Origin of the sequence: Klebsiella sp. C239 (assembly GCF_048822715.1) — a bacterium.
GTDB lineage: Bacteria > Pseudomonadota > Gammaproteobacteria > Enterobacterales > Enterobacteriaceae > Klebsiella > Klebsiella quasipneumoniae.
Map to the genome: position 1 here is coordinate 60,802 of NZ_JBMEZK010000007.1, position 17,246 is coordinate 78,047.

Consider the following 17,246-nt stretch of genomic DNA (forward strand, 5'->3'; position numbering starts at 1 on the left):
GCACGTACTTTCATATGAGCCTGCGAAATGTCTTATCGAATCAGTATCCTGGATAAAAGTCCGCTTGCCGCCGGGGAAACCGCCGCGCAGGCGCTGGCGCGTACATTAACGCTGGCGCAACACGCCGAAGCCTGGGGCTATCACCGCTTCTGGGTCGCCGAACACCACAATACCGATCAGCTGGCGAGCCCCTCGCCGGAGCTGGTTATCGCCTGGCTGGTGGGCCACACCCGGCGGATCCGCCTCGGGTCCGGCGGCGTCATGCTCCAGCACTATAGCCCCTATAAGGTCGCGGAAAACTTCAACCTGCTGGCCGCCCTCGCGCCGGGCCGCATCGATCTCGGGGTCGGCAAGGCGCCTGGCGGCCTGCCGCTCTCCACCCGCGCCCTGCAGCAGGGCCTGCATCAGGAAGAGAAAGGCGCCTTTGCCGACCAGCTGGCGCAGCTGGATAACTGGCTGTCGCTGACTGAGCCCGGAGGGGAAGAGAGCCTGCGCGCCACGCCGATCCCGCCGCGCCGGGCAGACGGTTTTCTGCTCGGCGCCAGCCTGGAGAGTGCTGAACTGGCGGCCCGCCTTGACTGGAACTTTGTCTTTGCCGCCCATCTCAATGGCGACAGCGCGCTGCGCCGCACGGTGCTCAACCGCTGGCGCGAGCTGAGCCCGCGCGAGGCGATTGTCGCCGTGCAGGTGGTGGTCGCCGACGATCCCGCTACCGCCGCCGCGCTGGCGCAGCAGGTGGAGGCGTGGGGCGTTGAGCTGGAGAACGGCCAGCGGGTGACCGTCGGCAGTGAGGCGCAGGCCGTCGCCTTTGCCCGCCAGGCTGGCAGCCGGCCGACACGCATCCACCGCCGCGAATCCTCACTGATCTCCGGTACTCCCGAAGAGGTTAAAGCCCGGCTTGACGCGCTGCAGGCGGAAGATCAGCTGGATGAACTCATCATTGATACCCCTATTAGCGACGGGCCTGCGCGCCTGCGCTCCCTGCGCCTGCTGGCGCAGGCTCACTACGGCAAGGCGGTGCTGAATGTCCTTTGAACAACAACTGATTAGCTGGCGGCGCGAGCTGCACCAGAACCCGGAGCTCTCCCTGCAGGAGGTGGCCACCACTGCGCGGATCCGCGACTGGCTGCAAAGCGGTGGGTTGACCCTGCTGCCTTACGATCTGAAAACCGGGCTGGTGGCCGAAGTCGGCAGCGGCGACAAGGTGATAGCCCTGCGGGCGGATATCGACGCGTTGCCCATCGAGGAGGCGACCGGTCTGCCTTACCGCTCGCAGAATCAAGGGGTGATGCATGCCTGCGGGCACGATATTCACACCAGCGTAATGCTGGGAGCGGCGCTGCTGCTGAAGGATCGGGAAGCGGAACTCCCGGGGCGGGTGCGGATCCTGTTCCAGCCGGCGGAAGAAAATTTTGGCGGGGCGAAAACCCTGATCCGCGCCGGGGCGCTGGAGGAGGTGTCGGCGATCTTTGGCATGCACAATGAGCCCGGCCTGCCGGTGGGCGAATTTGCCACCCGCGGCGGCGCGTTCTACGCCAACGTCGACCGCTTCGTCTTCAAAGTGACCGGAAAGGGCGCGCATGCCGCCCGCCCCCACGAAGGCAAGGATGCGATCCTGCTGGCCAGCCAGCTGGTGACGGTGCTGCAGAGCGTGGCCAGCCGGGAAGTGAACACCCTCGACTCGGTGGTGCTCAGCGTGACGCGGATCCAGGGAGGCAATACCTGGAACGTGCTGCCGGAGAGCGTCGAGCTGGAGGGGACGCTGCGCACCCACAGCAGTGAAGTGCAGCAGCGGGTCAAGGCCCGGGTCAGCGAGATTGCGGCCGGTTTCGCCAGCGCCTTTGGCGCGCAGATTGACGTCTTCTGGTATGCCGGCCCGACGGCGCTGGTCAATGACGCCCGCTGGGCCGACTTCGCCAGCGAGGTAGCGGCCCAGGCCGGGTACTGCACCCACCACGCCGATCTGCATCTCGGTGGTGAAGATTTTGCGGTCTATCTTCAGCATATTCCCGGGGCGTTCGTCAGTATCGGCAGCGCCAGCGAATATGGTCTGCACCATCCGGCATTTAATCCGGACGAACGGCTTATTGCGCCCGCAGCGCACTATTTCGCCCGTCTGGCGGAGCAGGCATTACAACACATTTAATGGATGACAGGGGAAGGGGTAGCTATGTCTGAAAATCGACAATTGCGTCTGGGGACGATATTACATGGCGCATCGGGAAATATGTCCGCCTGGCGTCATCCGGCGGCGCAAGCGGACGCCAGTATTAATTTTGATTTTGTTACAGAGACGGCGTTAAAAGCGGAAGCGGGAAAACTGGATTTTATTTTTGTCGCCGACGGTTTATATATTAATGAAAAATCGATTCCCCATTTTTTAAATCGCTTCGAACCTTTAACGGTGCTTTCCGCGCTGGCCGCGGTCACCCGGCGGCTGGGGCTGGTGGGGACCTTATCCACTTCGTACAGCGAGCCGTTTACCACCGCCCGCCAGTTCGCCAGCCTCGACCATTTAAGCCAGGGGCGGGCGGGCTGGAACGTGGTCACTTCGCCGCTGGAAGGATCAGCGAAAAACTTCTCCCGGGCCCAGCATCCGGATCATGCGCTGCGCTATCGCATTGCCGATGAATATCTGCAGGTGGTGAAAGGCTTGTGGGATTCGTGGGAAGAAGATGCCTTTGTGCGCAATAAAGCGACCGGACAGTTCTTTGACAAAAATAAGCTGCATACGCTCGATCATCACGGCGATTTCTTTAAAGTGGCCGGACCGCTGAATATTGCCCGCACGCCGCAGGGACGACCGATTATTTTCCAGGCTGGCGCGTCGGACGACGGCAAAAAATTAGCCGCACGCCACGCCGATGCCATTTTTACCCATCAGGAATCGCTGGCCGAGGCGCAGGCATTTTATCAGGACGTGAAAAGCCAGCTGGCGGCCTGGCAGCGCACCCCGGATCAGCTGCATATTTTCCAGGGCGTCAGCGTCATTGTCGGCGATGACGCCGAAGACGCGGAGCGCCAGTACCAGACCACCGCGGCGCTGGTCTCCATCGAGGATGCGCTGAACTATCTGGGGCGGTATTTCGAACACCATGATTTTTCGCAGTATCCGCTCGATGAACCGTTCCCGGATATTGGCGACCTCGGGCAAAACAGCTTCCGCAGTACCACCGACGAGATTAAACGTCACGCCCGCGAGCGCGGATTAACCCTGCGCCAGGTGGCCCTGGAGGCAGCGAGCCCGCGTCCGCGCTTTACCGGCACCGCCAGCGATGTCGCCGACGGTCTGCAACTGTGGTTCGAACAGCGCGCGGCGGACGGCTTCATTATTCAGGGCGGCACGCCGGAAACCTTTCCGCGCTTTGTGGATGAGGTGGTGCCTCTGTTACAGGCGCGCGGCCTGTTCCGTCGCGACTATCCGGGCGCCACCCTGCGGGAAAGTCTGGGACTGGCGCTACCCGCTAATCAATTCCAAAAATAAGAAAAGAGAATCACGCTATGCAGAAAACAACACTCTTGCTGGCCGTCGCGTTGGCATTTAGCGCCTCGTCGTGGGCACAGGACGTCAAGATCAATGGCACCGGGGTAAGCCTTGAGGCCAACAAAACGCCCATTCACACAGCGAAAAACCCGCAGGCCATTGCCCTGTTGCCGAAAGATCTGCATCTGGCGGTGCCGGGGAAATTTACCGTCGCGGTGGCGGCCCTGAACTCACCGCCGCTGACGGTCTTCGCCGATGACAACAAAACCCTGCTCGGCAGCGAGGCGGATATCGCCCGGCTGGTGGCGGAGAGTCTCGGGCTGGAGGTGAACGTGGTTCCCACCTCCTGGGAAGACTGGCCGCTGGGGGTTACCTCCGGCAAATATGATGCCGCGATCAGCAATATTACGGTCACCAAAGCGCGGAAAGAGAAGTTCGATTTCGCCACCTACCGCAAAGACTCGCTGGGCTTCTACGTCAAAAGCAGCAGTCCGCTGAGCAAGATTGACAAGGCGGAAGACATCGCCGGGCTGAAGATTATCGTCGGCTCCGGTACCAACCAGGAGGCGATCCTGCTGGCGTGGAACGCGGAGAACGTCAAAAAAGGGCTGAAGCCGTTTACCCCGGTCTACACCAAGGATGATGCCGCCCAGACTCTGGCGCTGCAGACCGGACGAGCCGATGCCTTTTTCGGCCCCAATGTGATTGGCGCGTGGAAGGCGGCGCTGACCGGCAAAACCAAACTGGTGGGCAGCGTTGACGGCGGCTGGCCGAAAGCGGCGCATATCGCGGTGACGCTGAAAAAAGACAGCGGGCTGGTGAATGCCGTCCAGGCGGCGCTGAACGGCGCTATCGCCAGCGGGGACTACGCCAACGTGCTTAACCGCTGGGGAGAGGGAGTGGAAAGCATTCCGCAATCGGAGATCAACCCGCCCGGACTGGGCGACTGACAGGAGGCGCGATGAGCGAAGCATTCCGCGATATTTCTCCGGACGCACCGGAGCTGCAGCCGATTATTAGCGGGCTGTTTGCCGAATACGCCGCCCGCTACGGTGACTATTTTTCCCGCGATGCGGAAGTGGAGTTGAGCGAGTGGTATTTGCCGCCGCAGGGGCTGTTTATCGTCCTTGAGCGTGAGGGCGAAATTATCGCCACCGGCGCTTATAAGCCGAAGGATCGCCACACCGCAGAGATCAAACGTATCTGGACGCACCGCCGTCTGCGCCAGCAGGGGCTAGCGGCGAAAGTGGTTCAGGAGCTGGAGCGGCGGGCGGTGCTGGCCGGGTACAGCCATATCTACCTGACCACCGGCTTTCGTCAGCCGGAGGCGGTCAAGCTCTATCTCAGCCAGGGGTATGAGGCGCAGTTCGACCTCGCGCGAGACCCCGAAGAGTACAGTCAGCCGCCCTACGATGGCCGACTGCGGTTCACTAAAGCGCTGGCGGTGAGCGCCTTCAGCCACAGCGCCTGAGGAGGCATGATGCATTCATCTGAAACGATCAAAGTGGTGCCGGCGCGCTATCCGCTGCGGGTAGTCGGGGCCCTGGTGGCCCTGCTGGTGCTGGCGGTGGTGATCCAGTCGGTGGCCTTTAACCCGCGCTGGGAGTGGGGCGTCTTCGCCCGCTGGTTCTTCGACCCGGTGATCCTCGAAGGGCTGGGGCAAACCCTGCTTCTGACCCTGCTTGGCACGGTGCTGAGCGTGATCTTCGGCGGCCTGCTGGCGCTGGCCCGCTTGTCCTCATCGTGGCTGCTCAGCAGCCTCGCCTGGGGCTATATCTGGCTGTTTCGCTCGCTGCCGCTGATTGTCGTGCTGATCATTCTCTACAACTTCTCCTATCTCTACGACACCCTGTCGCTGGGGATCCCGTTTACCGGCGTCACCTGGGCCAGCTACCAGACGATAAACGTGCTGGGGCAATTCTCCACGGCGGTGGTGGGCCTGACCCTGGTGCAGAGCGCCTATACCGCGGAGATTATTCGCGGCGGCTTCCTCGGCGTTGACCACGGGCAGTATGAAGCCGCCGCCGCGCTGGGGCTACCCGCCTGGCGACGCACGCTGCGCATTATTCTGCCGCAGGCGCTGCGCACCATCCTGCCATCCGGCTTCAATGAGATCATCAGTCTGGCGAAAGGAACGGCGATGGTGTACGTCCTGGCGATGCCGGAGCTGTTCTACACCATCCAGATGATCTACAACCGTACCCAGGAGGTGATCCCGCTGTTGATGGTCGGCGCCGCCTGGTATCTGGTGATCACCAGCGTCCTCTCCGCCATTCAGTACCTGGTGGAACGTGGCCTGGCGCGCAGTGAGCGCCGCTCGGCGGTGAACAGCGCCCGCAGCAGCCGTCTGAATCAACCCGCACGTCAACCACAGCCCCAGGAGGCCGTCCATGCCCAGCTCTCGTAATGGCCATATCTCTATCACCGGGGTCAGCAAATACTATGGCCGCCACAAGGCGCTGGACGATGTGTCGCTGGAGATACCTCCGGGCACGGTGACGGTGATCCTCGGCCCTTCCGGTTCGGGCAAGTCCACGCTGCTGCGCACCATTAATCACCTCGAGCGCGTCGATGAGGGGTTTATTCAGATTGATGGCGACTATATTGGCTATCGCCGCAAAGGCGACAAGCTGTATGAGATGAAAGAGAAGGAGATCCTCCGCCAGCGGATCAACGTCGGCTACGTGTTCCAGAACTTTAACCTGTTTCCGCACCTGACGGTGCTGGAGAACCTGATAGAGGCGCCGATCGCCCACAGGCAGGTCACGCGCAAAGAAGCCATTGCCCGTGCCTGGGAGCTGCTGGACGTCGTCGGACTGCGCAATAAAGCCGACGCCTGGTCGCGGCATCTCTCCGGCGGCCAGCAGCAGCGTATCGCCATAGCCCGGGCGCTGGCGCTGGACCCGCGGGTTATCCTGTTTGATGAGCCCACCTCGGCGCTGGATCCGGAGCTGGTGGGCGAGGTGCTGGATGTGATCAAGAAGCTGGCGCGCTCTGGCACCACGCTGGTGGTGGTCACCCACGAGGTTGGCTTTGCCCGCGAGGTGGCCGACCAGGTGGTGTTTATGGTCGACGGCAGGATCGTCGAGCAGGGCAGCAGCGACGAGGTGCTCAACCATCCGCAGCATCCGCGTACCCGGCAGTTTTTATCCAGGGTGCTGCCGTCATGAACAGAGCGATAGCGACCCTTGTTTTCAGCGCCCTGGCGCTGGACGCTCACGCGGCGCTGGATCTGCGCGCCAATGAGCAGCCATTGCCGGTCACCCGCGACCCGCAGGCGATAGCGAAAATTCCGCCGGGCTACCGCTTCGTGGAACCGGGAACGCTGACGGTGGCGATCTCGGCGCTCAATTCGCCACCGCTGGCGCTGCTGGCCAGCGACAACCGCACGCGGATCGGCAGCGACCCGGATATAGCCCGCCTGCTGGCCGGGAGACTTGGCCTGAAGCTCAGGCTGGTGCCCACCGCGTGGGAGGACTGGCCGCTGGGCATCGCCGCCGGCCGCTATGACGTGGCGCTGATTAATATTGCGGTAACCGAGAAGCGCAAAGAGAAGTTCGATTTCGCCACCTATCGGGTGGACTCTCTGGCCTTCTCGGTGAAATCCACCAGCGACATCGCCGCGGTGCATGGACCTGCGGACCTTGCCGGGCGCAAAGTGATCGTTGGGTCCGGCACCAATCAGGAGCGGATCCTGCTGGGCTGGAATGAGGACAACCGGGCCGCCGGGCGGCCGCCGGCCCAGCCGGTCTACCTGACCGATGATGCCTCCGGCAACCTCTATATCCAGTCCGGGCGGGCGGATATTTTTTTCGGTCCGCAGTCGGTGGCCGCCTATAAAGCGGCCCTTAACGGCCAGACCCGGGTGGTAGGCCTGGGGCCGAAAAAAGCGTGGGTGGCGACGACCACTAAAAAAGGCAACGGTCTGGTCTTTGCCCTGCAGGCCGCCCTCGACGGGGCGATCGCCCGCGGTGAATATCAACAGGTGCTGGCGCGCTGGGGAGAGCAGGGCGAAGCGGTGGCGCAGTCGGTGGTCAACCCGCCGGGGATCACCTACTAACCGCCAGGGCCAGGGTATGCCGGGTGGGTGAGCGGCAATTTTCTGCCTACACTTAGGCTTTACCCTGGAGGCAGACCATGATTACCGTATATGGCGTGCCGGGATGGGGCTCGACGATTAGCGAGCTGATGCTCTCCCTGGCCGATATTCCCTACGAGGTGGTTGACGTCGAGGGCTTTGACCAGCCCGGCCCGGCGCGCGAGCGCCTGCGGCAGATTAACCCGCTGTGCCAGGTGCCCACCCTCAGGCTGGCCGACGGCAGCATCATGACCGAAACCGCCGCCATCGCGCTGATGATCCTCGACCAGCGCCCCGATCTGGCCCCCGCGCCGGGGACGCCGCAGCGTCAGCAGTTTCAGCGTCTGCTGATCTGGCTGGTGGCGAATGTCTATCCCACCTTTACCTATGCCGACTACCCGGAACGCTGGGCGCCCGCCGCGGCGGAGCAGCTGGTGGAAAATTGTCGCCAGTACCGGAACAACCTCTATCTCTGGTTCGAACAGCAGCTGGTCGCCGGGCCCTGGGCGCTGGGCGCGTCGGTTACCCTCCTGGACTGCTATATCGCGGCGATGTATAGCTGGGGGCCCAGGCAGGCGTGGTTTAACGCCCATACGCCCAAATTTGCCGCCGTCGCCCTGGCGGTCTATCAGCGACCGGAGCTGGCCGCGGCGCTACGACGTAACAAGCTGATTTAACGCACGCGATGCCAACCGCAACCGCCATTCTGTGGTAGCGTTATGGCCTTCACCACAAGGAGTCTTTGCTATGCCGCATGTTGATATTAAATGCTTTCCCCGTGAACTGACTGACGAACAAAAAACCGCGCTGGCCGCCGATATTACCGAGGTGCTGATCCGCCATCTGAACAGTAAAGAGGGCGCGGTCAGCGTCGCGCTCACTCAGGTTGAGCCGGACGCGTGGCAGGCGGTGTGGGACAGTGAGATCGCCCCGCAGATGGCGCAGTTGATTAAGAAGCCGGGTTATAGCATGTAACCCGGCGCCCCGGAGGCGATGCTGCGCATCTGTCCGGGCTACGCGTTCTCAGCGGTCTGCAGTTCCGTAGCCCGGGCAAGGCGCTTTGCGCCGCCCCCGGGGAGGGGCTTCTCCGGCGACGCACTGAGAGAAACAGCATGTTCATCTATCCTAAGCGCCAGAGAGCCAACCGAGGTGGGTATGAAAGACGAATTGTTTGCCGATCTGCTGGCGAGTGCAGAAGAAATGGTCAGGATCGAGAAAGGTCAACAAATGCCGAAGGAGCAGAACGTTCATACCTTCAGCGAAATTGACGTGAAAGCGATACGTGAAGCCACAGGTTTAAAACAGCAGGACTTTGCAGCGGCCGTTGGCGTTAAGTAACAGCGTGTATTTAAATCAACCCGTCCAGGCGTTTGCCCCGGACGGGCTCCTTTATTAAAACCAAATCTCCGTCTGCACGCCAAAGTTCCAGTTTCCTCCGGCGGTAAAGCCTTTACTGCCGAAATCATCGTTGATCGCATAGCGATCCAGGTCTTTATCCCAGTTCATCCACGTGATAAAGAAGCGGATCTCCGGCCTCGCTTTGATATCCAACACATCGCCAACTTTGAACGTCGGGGCGAAGGTCAGCTTGTAAAAATCGCCGCTCACCGCCTGGTATTGATGCACGTTGTCATTATAGCGATAGGTTCGGCCGTTGGGATTCAGGTCCATATATTGCCAGGACGCCTCGTATAGCAGGGCGAAGTTGCGGGTGATGCCCTGGGAAACCCGCAGGTTAAAGGTTGCCCAATCGTAGCGGTCGCCATCGCGGTAGCGATCTTCGCTATGCTGGGCGATAACCGATGGTGCAAGCTGCCAGTTTTTCCCCAACGGCAAAATGCCGTAGGACGCAAAACGCAGGGACTTTGCGTTCTCGGTAAGATCGCCATCGCTACCGGGCTGGCGCGCCTCGGCGCCCAGCCCGCCGCCATACTGCAGGGCGCTCTCAGATACGCCCGGCGCGAGGCCATAGAATTGCTGTTTGTCGTGATACGCCAGCATCGCGTAGTAGCCGTTTTTCGCCGTATTATCGCTGCGCAGAGCGTAACTGCCGGTGGTCGAGGTATTATCTTTCAGATCATCATTGCCCTGGGCGGTCATCGCCGTGGTCATCAGCTGCCAGTTGTTCCAGAAGTTGTTGGCGGTGAACATCAGGTTCTGTATATCGTTATCCTGGTAGTTATCGCTACCCAGATCGCCGAAGTTACGCGCATAGACCGAGTAATCGCCGCGCAGCGTATCGCCCCACTTCACGTCATTGATCCCGCCGCCGGTACCGCCGAGGAACATTATATCGCTATCGGTAAAGTGGATATCGAAATTATCGCGGTCGAAACGCTTGCCCGCCCAGATGGACGCGCTCCTGAACGGCCCGGAAAAATCGGCGAAATTGCCCATCTCGACGTACAGCTGACGCACGTTCAGGTGGTGGCTGTCGTTATCCTGTACCCATGGATCCGGGTTGGTTGCCCCGTCGGCAAGCATGGTTTTAAAGTGCGCCCATGACCCGTCGCTGAAGGTCATTTTTTTGCCGAAGCTGAGCTCCACGTAGTTATCTTTCTCGTTGCCGAGACGGCCAACGTGGGCATCGCCGTTGAGCGAACTGGCCGGGGAGATTCCCGGCCCGCCGCGCGCGCCTTTACCATGACTGTCAACCAGCATCCCGGAGCGCGCGTAGGCGTTGAACTCGAAGCCATCGCTGAGGCTGCTTTTCGCCAGCTGTTTGTCGGCAGCCTGCTGCTTTTGCTCGGTCGCTGCGGTGCGCTGACTGAGGGTCTGCACCTGCTTTTCCGCTGCCGCCGCGCGTTGTTCCGCGGCGCTGGTGCGCAGCTCCGCCTGCTGCGCCCGACGTTTGGCCTCTCCGGCCTCCTGCTCCGCATGATTAAGCCGGGCCTCCAGCTGCGCCAGCCGTTGTTCGACGGTGAGCGGGGCCGCACTCGCGTCGTAAGCCGAAAAAAGGGCGCAGCAAACCGCTGCGCTAATCAAAGAGATACGCATATCAATCCTTATTTTTTTCAGAGGTATGTAGGGGGTGCTGCGCCTTACAGGGCGTGGTTTTCTCCAGCAACGGACGATGGGTTCGACGGCGCACGGCGTCCAGCGTCAAGGTCGGCGCGGATCTGCTCGTACTGGTCGTCGAGTCGGTAGAAGCGACCCATCCACAGCATTGAGGCGACAATCAGCAGCGCCGGGATATAGAGGTAGCAGGCTTTTATCGCCAGCATCGCGCCGTCGCTTTGCGTCTGATTAGCGATATAACCGCCGGATGAGAGCAGGACCCCGGTAATGGCTCCCGCGCCCGCCATCGCCACCTTGCCAAGAAAGCCGTTGATGGAGGTTAAAATGCCGGCGGTATTGATGCCGGTTTTCCATACTCCGTAATCCACCGGATCGGCTTGCATAGAGAAGTAAATTGCCGTGCGCTGTCCGGCGCCAAGCGAGAGTACGACCGCTCCGGCAACCAGACCCCAGCTGTTAACGCCTGCCGCCATCATCATGACCATGCCGACCAGGTTGATCGCGCTGGCGACCAGATAGACGTGGCGCTTTTTCATCCGGCTGGCGAGCAGCGGAACGGTGAGGGTACCCAGCAGAGGAACGAAGGTGGAGATCCCGGCGACGATCGCCGTGAGATCGTTATTACCGACGTAATAATGGAAGAAGTAGACCAGCGCCCCGGTCTGGAAGAAAAACGCGCCCCACATCAGGAAAATATTGATGGCGAAGACGAACCATGGTTGGTTGGCGCGCAGGCTGACCCAGGCGCGTTTTAAGGTCATGCGCTCCTGAGTAATGCTGATATTTTCCTTAACGTTCCGGAAGCTCACCAGCAGAAAAAAGGTGGCAATCACGCCGAAAATCACCGCCGTATAGAAGAAGCCGTGCTCCTGATTGCCTTTCCCCAGCGCGCCAACCAGCGGCAGCGTGGCGACCGCGACAATAGTCGCGCCGAGCGAGCCGAGCAGAATACGTACCGCCGACAGCGTCGTGCGCTCCCGCGAGTCGTTCGTCAGAAACGGCAGCATGGCGCAGAATGGAATATTAACGAGGGTATAGAGAAACGACAGGCACAGATAGGTGACAAAAGCGTAGATCAGCTTACCGGTGGTGCCGAAATCAGGCACGTAGAAGGCCAGAATACACAGCAGTCCGAAGGGGATCGCGCCAATCAGCAGATACGGACGGCAGCGCCCCCAGCGGGTGGCGGTATTGTCGATAACCAGCCCCATTAGCACGTCGGCAACGCCGTCCACCAGGCGCGTCACGAGGAACATCAGTCCTACGTAATAAGCGGGCAGGCCCATCACGTCGGTGTAAAAGAACATCAGATAAAGAGAGATCATCTGCCACACAAGGTTGCAGGAGAGGTCGGCGATGCCATAGCCAAGGCGCTGCCGCCAAAGGGTAAAGGTTGTTTCTGCCATAAAAGTAAACTCGCTTATCGTTGTTGTTAAAGTCCGTACTGGCGAATAAACCAGGCCGGGGTGCAGCTCCACGCATGGCAATAACTGTTTATCAGCTTGCTGCCATAAGGGGAAAAATCAGGATGCGCCGGGTCGAAGATTTCCCAGAAGGTATCGGCGCCGTAGTCGACCATTGCTCCCCAGTAGGCTTTGATCTGCGCAATAGCGTCTTCGCGCAGCCCGCACTGCAGAAGAGCGGCAATATAGTGGTGACGCAGGTATGGCGTGTTCATGGCGATCGCGGGGGGATTTTGCTCCAGATTATGCATGATCTCCCGGCGCTGCTGAGGAGTACCGACTTCCGCCAGTACCAGCCAGATTTGCGATGCCCATGAGACTTGCCGCTGCTCGCCGCTGATGTAGAAGCCTTGCTGCTCGTCCCATAAGACATCGAGGGCCGCAGCTTTAAGCTGCTGTAAACGCTGGCGATAGCGGACGGCCAGCTCAGGTTCGAAACGCTCCGCCAGCCAGACGGCGCGCTGCAGGCAGTAAATCAGCACGCCCTGCGCTGAAGCCTGTTTATTCAGCGATGCCTGCCAGTCGATAAACACCCACCAGTCGTCGCTCTCGCGCACAACCCCGGAGGCGTTGCAGCGTTTCAGCGCCAGTTCAATCTGACGACGGGCCGTGGGCCACAGCTCGCGGGCCGTAGCAATATCCTCCGCGCTTTGCAGATAGTTGTAGAGAACGTCAACAAAAAACAGAGAATAATCAAAAAGAAAGGTATCGTCAGCAATGACATCCGGCTGCACGAACACGTTGGCCGATACCATACCGTCCTCACGAGTATGCCCGGCGAAAAGGTACAGGCAGCGGCGTACTAAATCGTGACGGGCGAAGGTCACATCGTTCACCAGCGCCTGCAAACGTAAATCGCCGAGCCACAGGCGGCGGTCGCGTTTGGGGCCATCCTCAAACACCTCCTGCATGCAGTTTTGCAGAGTCAGAACCGCAACGCTGTCGATGGCCTTGAGCTGCGGGTCGGCGGTTGTCGCTGCCGGGCATGCGCCGCTGGCGGAGGTAACGGCATTCACCTGAATCTGGTTGAACTGCAGACGAAACTTTCGCGACACGGCTTTGACCTCCACCTTCAGATAGCGGAAGCAGTAGCGGCGCGGCAGATCAACGTTGGCCGGCAGGACATCAAGCCACAGATCCTGCTGCTGCAGCCAGCTGCTGCTTAGCCAGCCCTGGTAATCGCTGAACGGCTCACATACTTCGCTCAGCGTTTCGCCGAAGGTGAACTGCAGATGGGCCGGAGCGTCCGGCGGGCTCCCGACGCTCTGACAGAGAAAATGCAGGTAGCCAACAAAGTGGCTGCCAAAATCAATAATGACGCTATCGCCGCTGCTCAGCTCGCGCTGATAAAACGCGGCCAGGGAACTTACCGGCTCAGCGCGCCAGCCAAACAGCGCCGTGGCGTCGGCGTGGGCTTCCACCACGGCGATCGGCGGGTACGCCTGGCGGCGTAGCGCGGGCCGGAGCGTCTCGGCGGTGCGTAGAAAATCCGGGTGGCGGGTCATCGAGACCTGAGAATTATGCTGAATTGCCTGTGACATACTGCATCCTCTGTATTTATTTGTCCGCAGCATAAGATGCCGGCCACGGGGGCAACCACTCTGGCAATGCCAATGCATTTGCCAGATTGGCACTGATAATGAGATGGGCGAGTTGCCGATCACAATTCCAAACATCTTGCTCGTGGCGGTCGGGAAAATGCATTATCTTGCCTCTGCGCCGTAAGCCGTTTTGGACTTTACAGATGATGATGTTGACCGTTGAGTATTATTTCACCCATCCGCAGGATAAGCTGGGCATGTATGCCAGCGATCCGGAAGATAATAGCCATGAACATAGTCATGAATTTGCTGAGCTGGTGATCGTTGAGGAAGGGCACGGTTTACACGTTATTAATGGCAGGCCACTATATATTCAACAGGGCGACGTTTTTTACGTTCAGCCTGGCGACGTTCATTATTATGATGAGCTGGGGACGCTTAAGTTAATTAATGTGCTGATTAATCCGTTGGTAGGCTTTCATTATTTACAGCCTCTCGATACCTTATTACAGACTTTCTCTGCGCAGAATGCGTCCTGCTACGGTTGGCTGGCGCCGGACACCCGCCATATCTGCAAGGAACTGGTGGATAAGATATTTTCTGCCGAGCTGCGGCAGGAGCAAAATATTGCTCTGCGCGAAGCCGCGTTTTTCCAGCTGGTGACGACGATTCTGCATGCCGAAACCGAAGCCGAATATAGCACCACCAAATATAAGCTGCATAAATTGCTGACCTGGTTACAGGAGCACTGTTTTGAAGAGCATAACTGGCAGCAACTGGCGGAGAAATTCCATCTGACCACGCGGACCGCATTTCGCCATATTAAAGAGGCGACGGGATTGACGCCGGATAATTATTTAAAGCGTCTGCGATTAGTTTCGGCGCGCGTAAAATTACGCGAGACCGATATGACGATTACCGAAGTGGCCTATCTATGCGGCTTTGCCAACAGTAATCACTTTACCACTTTATATAAAAAGGTTTTTGGCCTGACGCCCAGCGAAGACCGGCGGCGTTTGCAGCGCTAGTTCTCTCCCCGGAGGAGATGCTGCGCATCTGTCCGGGCTACGCGTCCTCAGCGGTCTGCGATCCGGTAGCCCGGGCAAGGCGCTGCGCGCCGCCCCCGGGAGAGACGCGCAGGGTGGTGAAGGATTGCCCCGGAGGCGAGGAGAGCTACTCTTCCGGAGTATTGGCCCGCACGTGGCGGCCGCTGGCGACAAAATTGCCGGTTCCCAGATGATGCAGGGTATTGATCTTATCGTCATCGAACTGCCAGCGTCCGGTGACAAACGCGCGCTCATCGGCGGCGGCGGAAACCACTTCGCCAAACAGCGTATCGTACTGCTCCTGGGCCGCCGTCGCCGGCAGCAGACGGCACTCCATCCATGCCAGACACTTCTCCTCGATCAGCGGCAGTCCCAGTTCCGGGCCGCTCACCACCGGAATTCCGTAAGCATTGAATTTGTCTTCATCGCGGCCGCTGACGCTGCCGACCGCGTAGGTCCAGCTGGCGGCGGCCACGCCGGGAACCACGATGCCGAAGGTGCCGTTGCGCTCGATGATTTCCCGCGTCCAGGTGCTTTTATCCACCACGATAGCCACCCGCGGCGGGGCGAATTCCACCGGCATCGACCAGGCGGCGGCCATGACGTTGCGCCGGTCGGACGCAGCGTCGTAGCTGGTGATCAAAATGGTCGGGCCGTGGTTGAGCAGGCGGCTGGCATACTGGAGTTCCACGTGGCGAAAGCGGCTCATAGGCGTTCCTTGAGTAATGGGTCGGTTGGCAGGTAACACGTTAAGCCGCAATGAAAATGTAATCAATACGTCATCTCGTCTGACTATAGTCGCCAGCACAAAGTCCCAAAGAGGATCACAATATGTTGGCTCCCCTGATGTTATCCCAGGTGAGCGCGCCCCGTCGGATGTCGACCGCCGGGCACGGGTTGCTTTCCCGCAAGGGAGGGAGACAATGCGCGCGCTGACCCCTATCACTCTGCAGGCGGTCTCATTCGCCTTCGCAGAGACCCCCATTCTCGATGGCTTCTCGCTGCATATCGAACCCGGCAGCATTGTGGCGCTGCTGGGCCCGTCCGGCTGCGGCAAAAGCACCTTGCTGCGCCTGCTGGCCGGGCTGAGCGTGCCGGCCAGCGGTGAAATCCGCTTTGGCGATCGGCTGGTCGCCCGCGCAGGATGGGGATTGCCCCCGGAACAGCGCGATATCGGCATGGTTTTCCAGGATTACGCCCTCTGGCCGCATATGAGCGTGGCGCAGAACGTCGCCTTTCCGCTGCGCATGCGCGGCGTTGCCCGTGCCGAACGCGAGCGCCGGGTGAGCGAGGCGCTGGCGCGGGTGGGCCTCGACGGCTTTGCGGAACGTAAACCTTCAGGCCTTTCCGGCGGCCAGCAGCAGCGGGTGGCGCTGGCGCGGGCGATCGTCGCCGCGCCTCGGGTGCTGCTGTTTGATGAGCCGCTCTCCAACCTGGACAGCGAACTGCGCGAATCGCTGTGTGGCGAAATGAGCCGCCTGCTGCGACAGCTCGGCACCACCGCCGTGTATGTCACCCACGACCGCCGTGAAGCCGACCTGTTAGCCGACCGGATCGTCCATTTATCCGCGGGCCGCGTGGCCGCTGTCCGCGCCGTTACGCCAACCTCAGGGGAAGTTGCATGAACACCGTTATGACCGTTAAGAAAGGAGTGGTACTCGCGATGGCTCTCTCCGCCATGATGCTCTCCAGCGCCCATGCGCTGACCGTTTACACTGCCGGCCCCGGCTCGCTGGCGAAAAACCTGGCCAGTGGTTTTGAACAACAGACCGGGGTGAAGGTGACCGTTTTTCAGGCCACCACCGGCAAAGTGATGGCCCGTCTGGAGGCCGAGCAGGCCAACCCGCAGGCGGATGTGCTGATCTCCGCTTCATGGGATACCGCGGAGGATCTGCACAACCGGGGCTGGTTGCTGCCTTTTCACAGCGCCAATGCCGACAAGGTACCGGCTAATCTGAAATCGGCGGACTATATCGCCCAGGGAGTCTCGGCGCTTGGCATCGTCTGGAACAGCAAAAGCGGCACTCCGGAGCCGAAAGAGTGGCGCGACCTCACCCAGCCGGCGTTTAAAGACAAGGTGACCACGCCCGACCCGTCGCTCTCCGGCGCGTCGCTGGATCTGTTGATTGGCCTGCAAAACAGCATGGGCGACCAGGCCTGGCAGCTGTTTGACGATCTGAAAAAGAACGGCATGGTGGTCAGCGGCCCCAACGCCCAGGCGGTGACGCCGGTGATGCAGGGGGCGAAAGCGGCGGTGTTCGGCGCGGTGGATTATGTCTCCTACGGCAATATTCAGCAGGGCGAGTCGCTGAAGGTGATTTTCCCGGCCAGCGGGACGGTGATCGCCCCGCGCCCGATGATGATCCTCAAAACCAGCCAGCATGCCGATGAGGCCAAAGCCTTTATCGATTACGTGCTGTCGCCGGAAGGTCAGGCGCGGGTCGCCGACGCCTGGCTGATGCCCGCTCGCCGCGATGTGGCCGCCAAACGCCCGCTGCTGGACGCGCTGAAGGTCTTGCCCACCAGCGGCGAGGGGAGTAGCGAGCGTAGCGCCGTCCTCAGCCGCTTCAGTCAGCTGTATGCCCACTAATTGACACGGTTCTCCGGCGCTGGCCG

15 protein-coding genes and 2 pseudogenes are annotated in these 17,246 nt (G+C 60.5%); 13 read left to right on the top strand and 4 right to left on the bottom strand.

Annotated features, from left to right (window positions below; genetic code table 11):
* Positions 1 to 27 precede the first annotated feature (27 nt).
* From ACOI6Z_RS18790 to ACOI6Z_RS18835, 10 genes and pseudogenes are all read left to right on the top strand, one after another.
* The gene (locus ACOI6Z_RS18790; protein WP_065812578.1) at positions 28 to 1,035 is read left to right on the top strand and encodes an MsnO8 family LLM class oxidoreductase; all 1,008 of its coding nucleotides are present in this window, start codon (positions 28 to 30) and stop codon (positions 1,033 to 1,035) included.
* A complete protein-coding gene (locus tag ACOI6Z_RS18795; protein ID WP_065812579.1) occupies positions 1,025 to 2,146 on the top strand; it encodes a M20 peptidase aminoacylase family protein in 1,122 nt (373 codons plus the stop codon). Before ACOI6Z_RS18790 ends, ACOI6Z_RS18795 begins: the two co-directional genes overlap by 11 nt.
* A gap of 24 nt (positions 2,147 to 2,170) precedes the next feature.
* Positions 2,171 to 4,434, top strand: a pseudogene (locus ACOI6Z_RS18800) (NtaA/DmoA family FMN-dependent monooxygenase).
* Between the two features lie 11 nt (positions 4,435 to 4,445).
* Positions 4,446 to 4,955, top strand: coding sequence for a GNAT family N-acetyltransferase (locus ACOI6Z_RS18805; RefSeq protein ID WP_004202731.1), 510 nt, complete (start codon positions 4,446 to 4,448; stop codon positions 4,953 to 4,955).
* Positions 4,956 to 4,964: 9 nt separating this feature from the next.
* Complete coding sequence (locus ACOI6Z_RS18810; protein ID WP_050533419.1) at positions 4,965 to 5,891, top strand: amino acid ABC transporter permease; 927 nt, start codon at positions 4,965 to 4,967, stop codon at positions 5,889 to 5,891.
* Positions 5,875 to 6,654 carry an amino acid ABC transporter ATP-binding protein gene (locus tag ACOI6Z_RS18815; RefSeq protein WP_032453069.1) on the top strand — a complete coding sequence of 260 codons (780 nt, stop codon included), beginning with the start codon at positions 5,875 to 5,877 and terminating at the stop codon, positions 6,652 to 6,654. Before ACOI6Z_RS18810 ends, ACOI6Z_RS18815 begins: the two co-directional genes overlap by 17 nt.
* Positions 6,655 to 6,692: 38 nt before the next feature.
* Positions 6,693 to 7,544, top strand: coding sequence for a transporter substrate-binding domain-containing protein (locus tag ACOI6Z_RS18820; RefSeq protein ID WP_072413454.1), 852 nt, complete (start codon positions 6,693 to 6,695; stop codon positions 7,542 to 7,544).
* 77 nt (positions 7,545 to 7,621) lie between these two features.
* Positions 7,622 to 8,239: a glutathione S-transferase family protein gene (locus ACOI6Z_RS18825; protein WP_023289870.1), complete on the top strand. Its 618-nt coding sequence runs from the start codon at positions 7,622 to 7,624 to the stop codon at positions 8,237 to 8,239.
* 70 nt (positions 8,240 to 8,309) lie between these two features.
* Positions 8,310 to 8,537, top strand: coding sequence for a tautomerase PptA (gene pptA / locus ACOI6Z_RS18830; RefSeq protein WP_004891592.1), 228 nt, complete (start codon positions 8,310 to 8,312; stop codon positions 8,535 to 8,537).
* Between the two features lie 180 nt (positions 8,538 to 8,717).
* Positions 8,718 to 8,894: pseudogene (locus ACOI6Z_RS18835) on the top strand (transcriptional regulator); the annotation flags it as partial.
* 60 nt (positions 8,895 to 8,954) lie between these two features.
* On the opposite strand, the gene ACOI6Z_RS18840 reads toward ACOI6Z_RS18835, so the two are convergent.
* The 3 genes from ACOI6Z_RS18840 to ACOI6Z_RS18850 are packed head-to-tail and all read right to left on the bottom strand — an operon-like array spanning position 8,955 to position 13,584.
* Positions 8,955 to 10,559 (bottom strand): carbohydrate porin, encoded by a 1,605-nt coding sequence (locus ACOI6Z_RS18840; protein WP_065812581.1) that lies wholly within the window; start codon positions 10,557 to 10,559, stop codon positions 8,955 to 8,957.
* A gap of 44 nt (positions 10,560 to 10,603) precedes the next feature.
* Entirely contained in the window at positions 10,604 to 11,986 is a 1,383-nt protein-coding gene (locus tag ACOI6Z_RS18845) for a glycoside-pentoside-hexuronide (GPH):cation symporter (protein ID WP_065812582.1), read from the bottom strand.
* Positions 11,987 to 12,012: 26 nt separating this feature from the next.
* Entirely contained in the window at positions 12,013 to 13,584 is a 1,572-nt protein-coding gene (locus ACOI6Z_RS18850) for a sugar hydrolase (RefSeq protein WP_420687478.1), read from the bottom strand.
* A 203-nt stretch (positions 13,585 to 13,787) separates the two neighbouring features.
* Here ACOI6Z_RS18850 and ACOI6Z_RS18855 point away from each other — a divergent pair, with 203 nt between their 5' ends.
* Positions 13,788 to 14,612, top strand: a complete 825-nt coding sequence (locus ACOI6Z_RS18855; RefSeq protein ID WP_044523479.1) for a helix-turn-helix domain-containing protein — start codon at positions 13,788 to 13,790, stop codon at positions 14,610 to 14,612.
* A 145-nt stretch (positions 14,613 to 14,757) separates the two neighbouring features.
* Here the strand turns inward: ACOI6Z_RS18855 and ACOI6Z_RS18860 are convergent, their stop codons facing one another.
* Positions 14,758 to 15,339 carry a flavin reductase family protein gene (locus tag ACOI6Z_RS18860; protein ID WP_048297612.1) on the bottom strand — a complete coding sequence of 194 codons (582 nt, stop codon included), beginning with the start codon at positions 15,337 to 15,339 and terminating at the stop codon, positions 14,758 to 14,760.
* A gap of 214 nt (positions 15,340 to 15,553) precedes the next feature.
* Between ACOI6Z_RS18860 and ACOI6Z_RS18865 the strand changes: the two genes are divergently transcribed.
* Entirely contained in the window at positions 15,554 to 16,255 is a 702-nt protein-coding gene (locus ACOI6Z_RS18865; RefSeq protein ID WP_064154551.1) for an ABC transporter ATP-binding protein, read from the top strand.
* The gene (locus ACOI6Z_RS18870; RefSeq protein WP_048297610.1) at positions 16,252 to 17,220 is read left to right on the top strand and encodes an ABC transporter substrate-binding protein; all 969 of its coding nucleotides are present in this window, start codon (positions 16,252 to 16,254) and stop codon (positions 17,218 to 17,220) included. The genes ACOI6Z_RS18865 and ACOI6Z_RS18870 overlap by 4 nt, the downstream gene beginning before the upstream one ends.
* Positions 17,221 to 17,246: the final 26 nt, after the last annotated feature.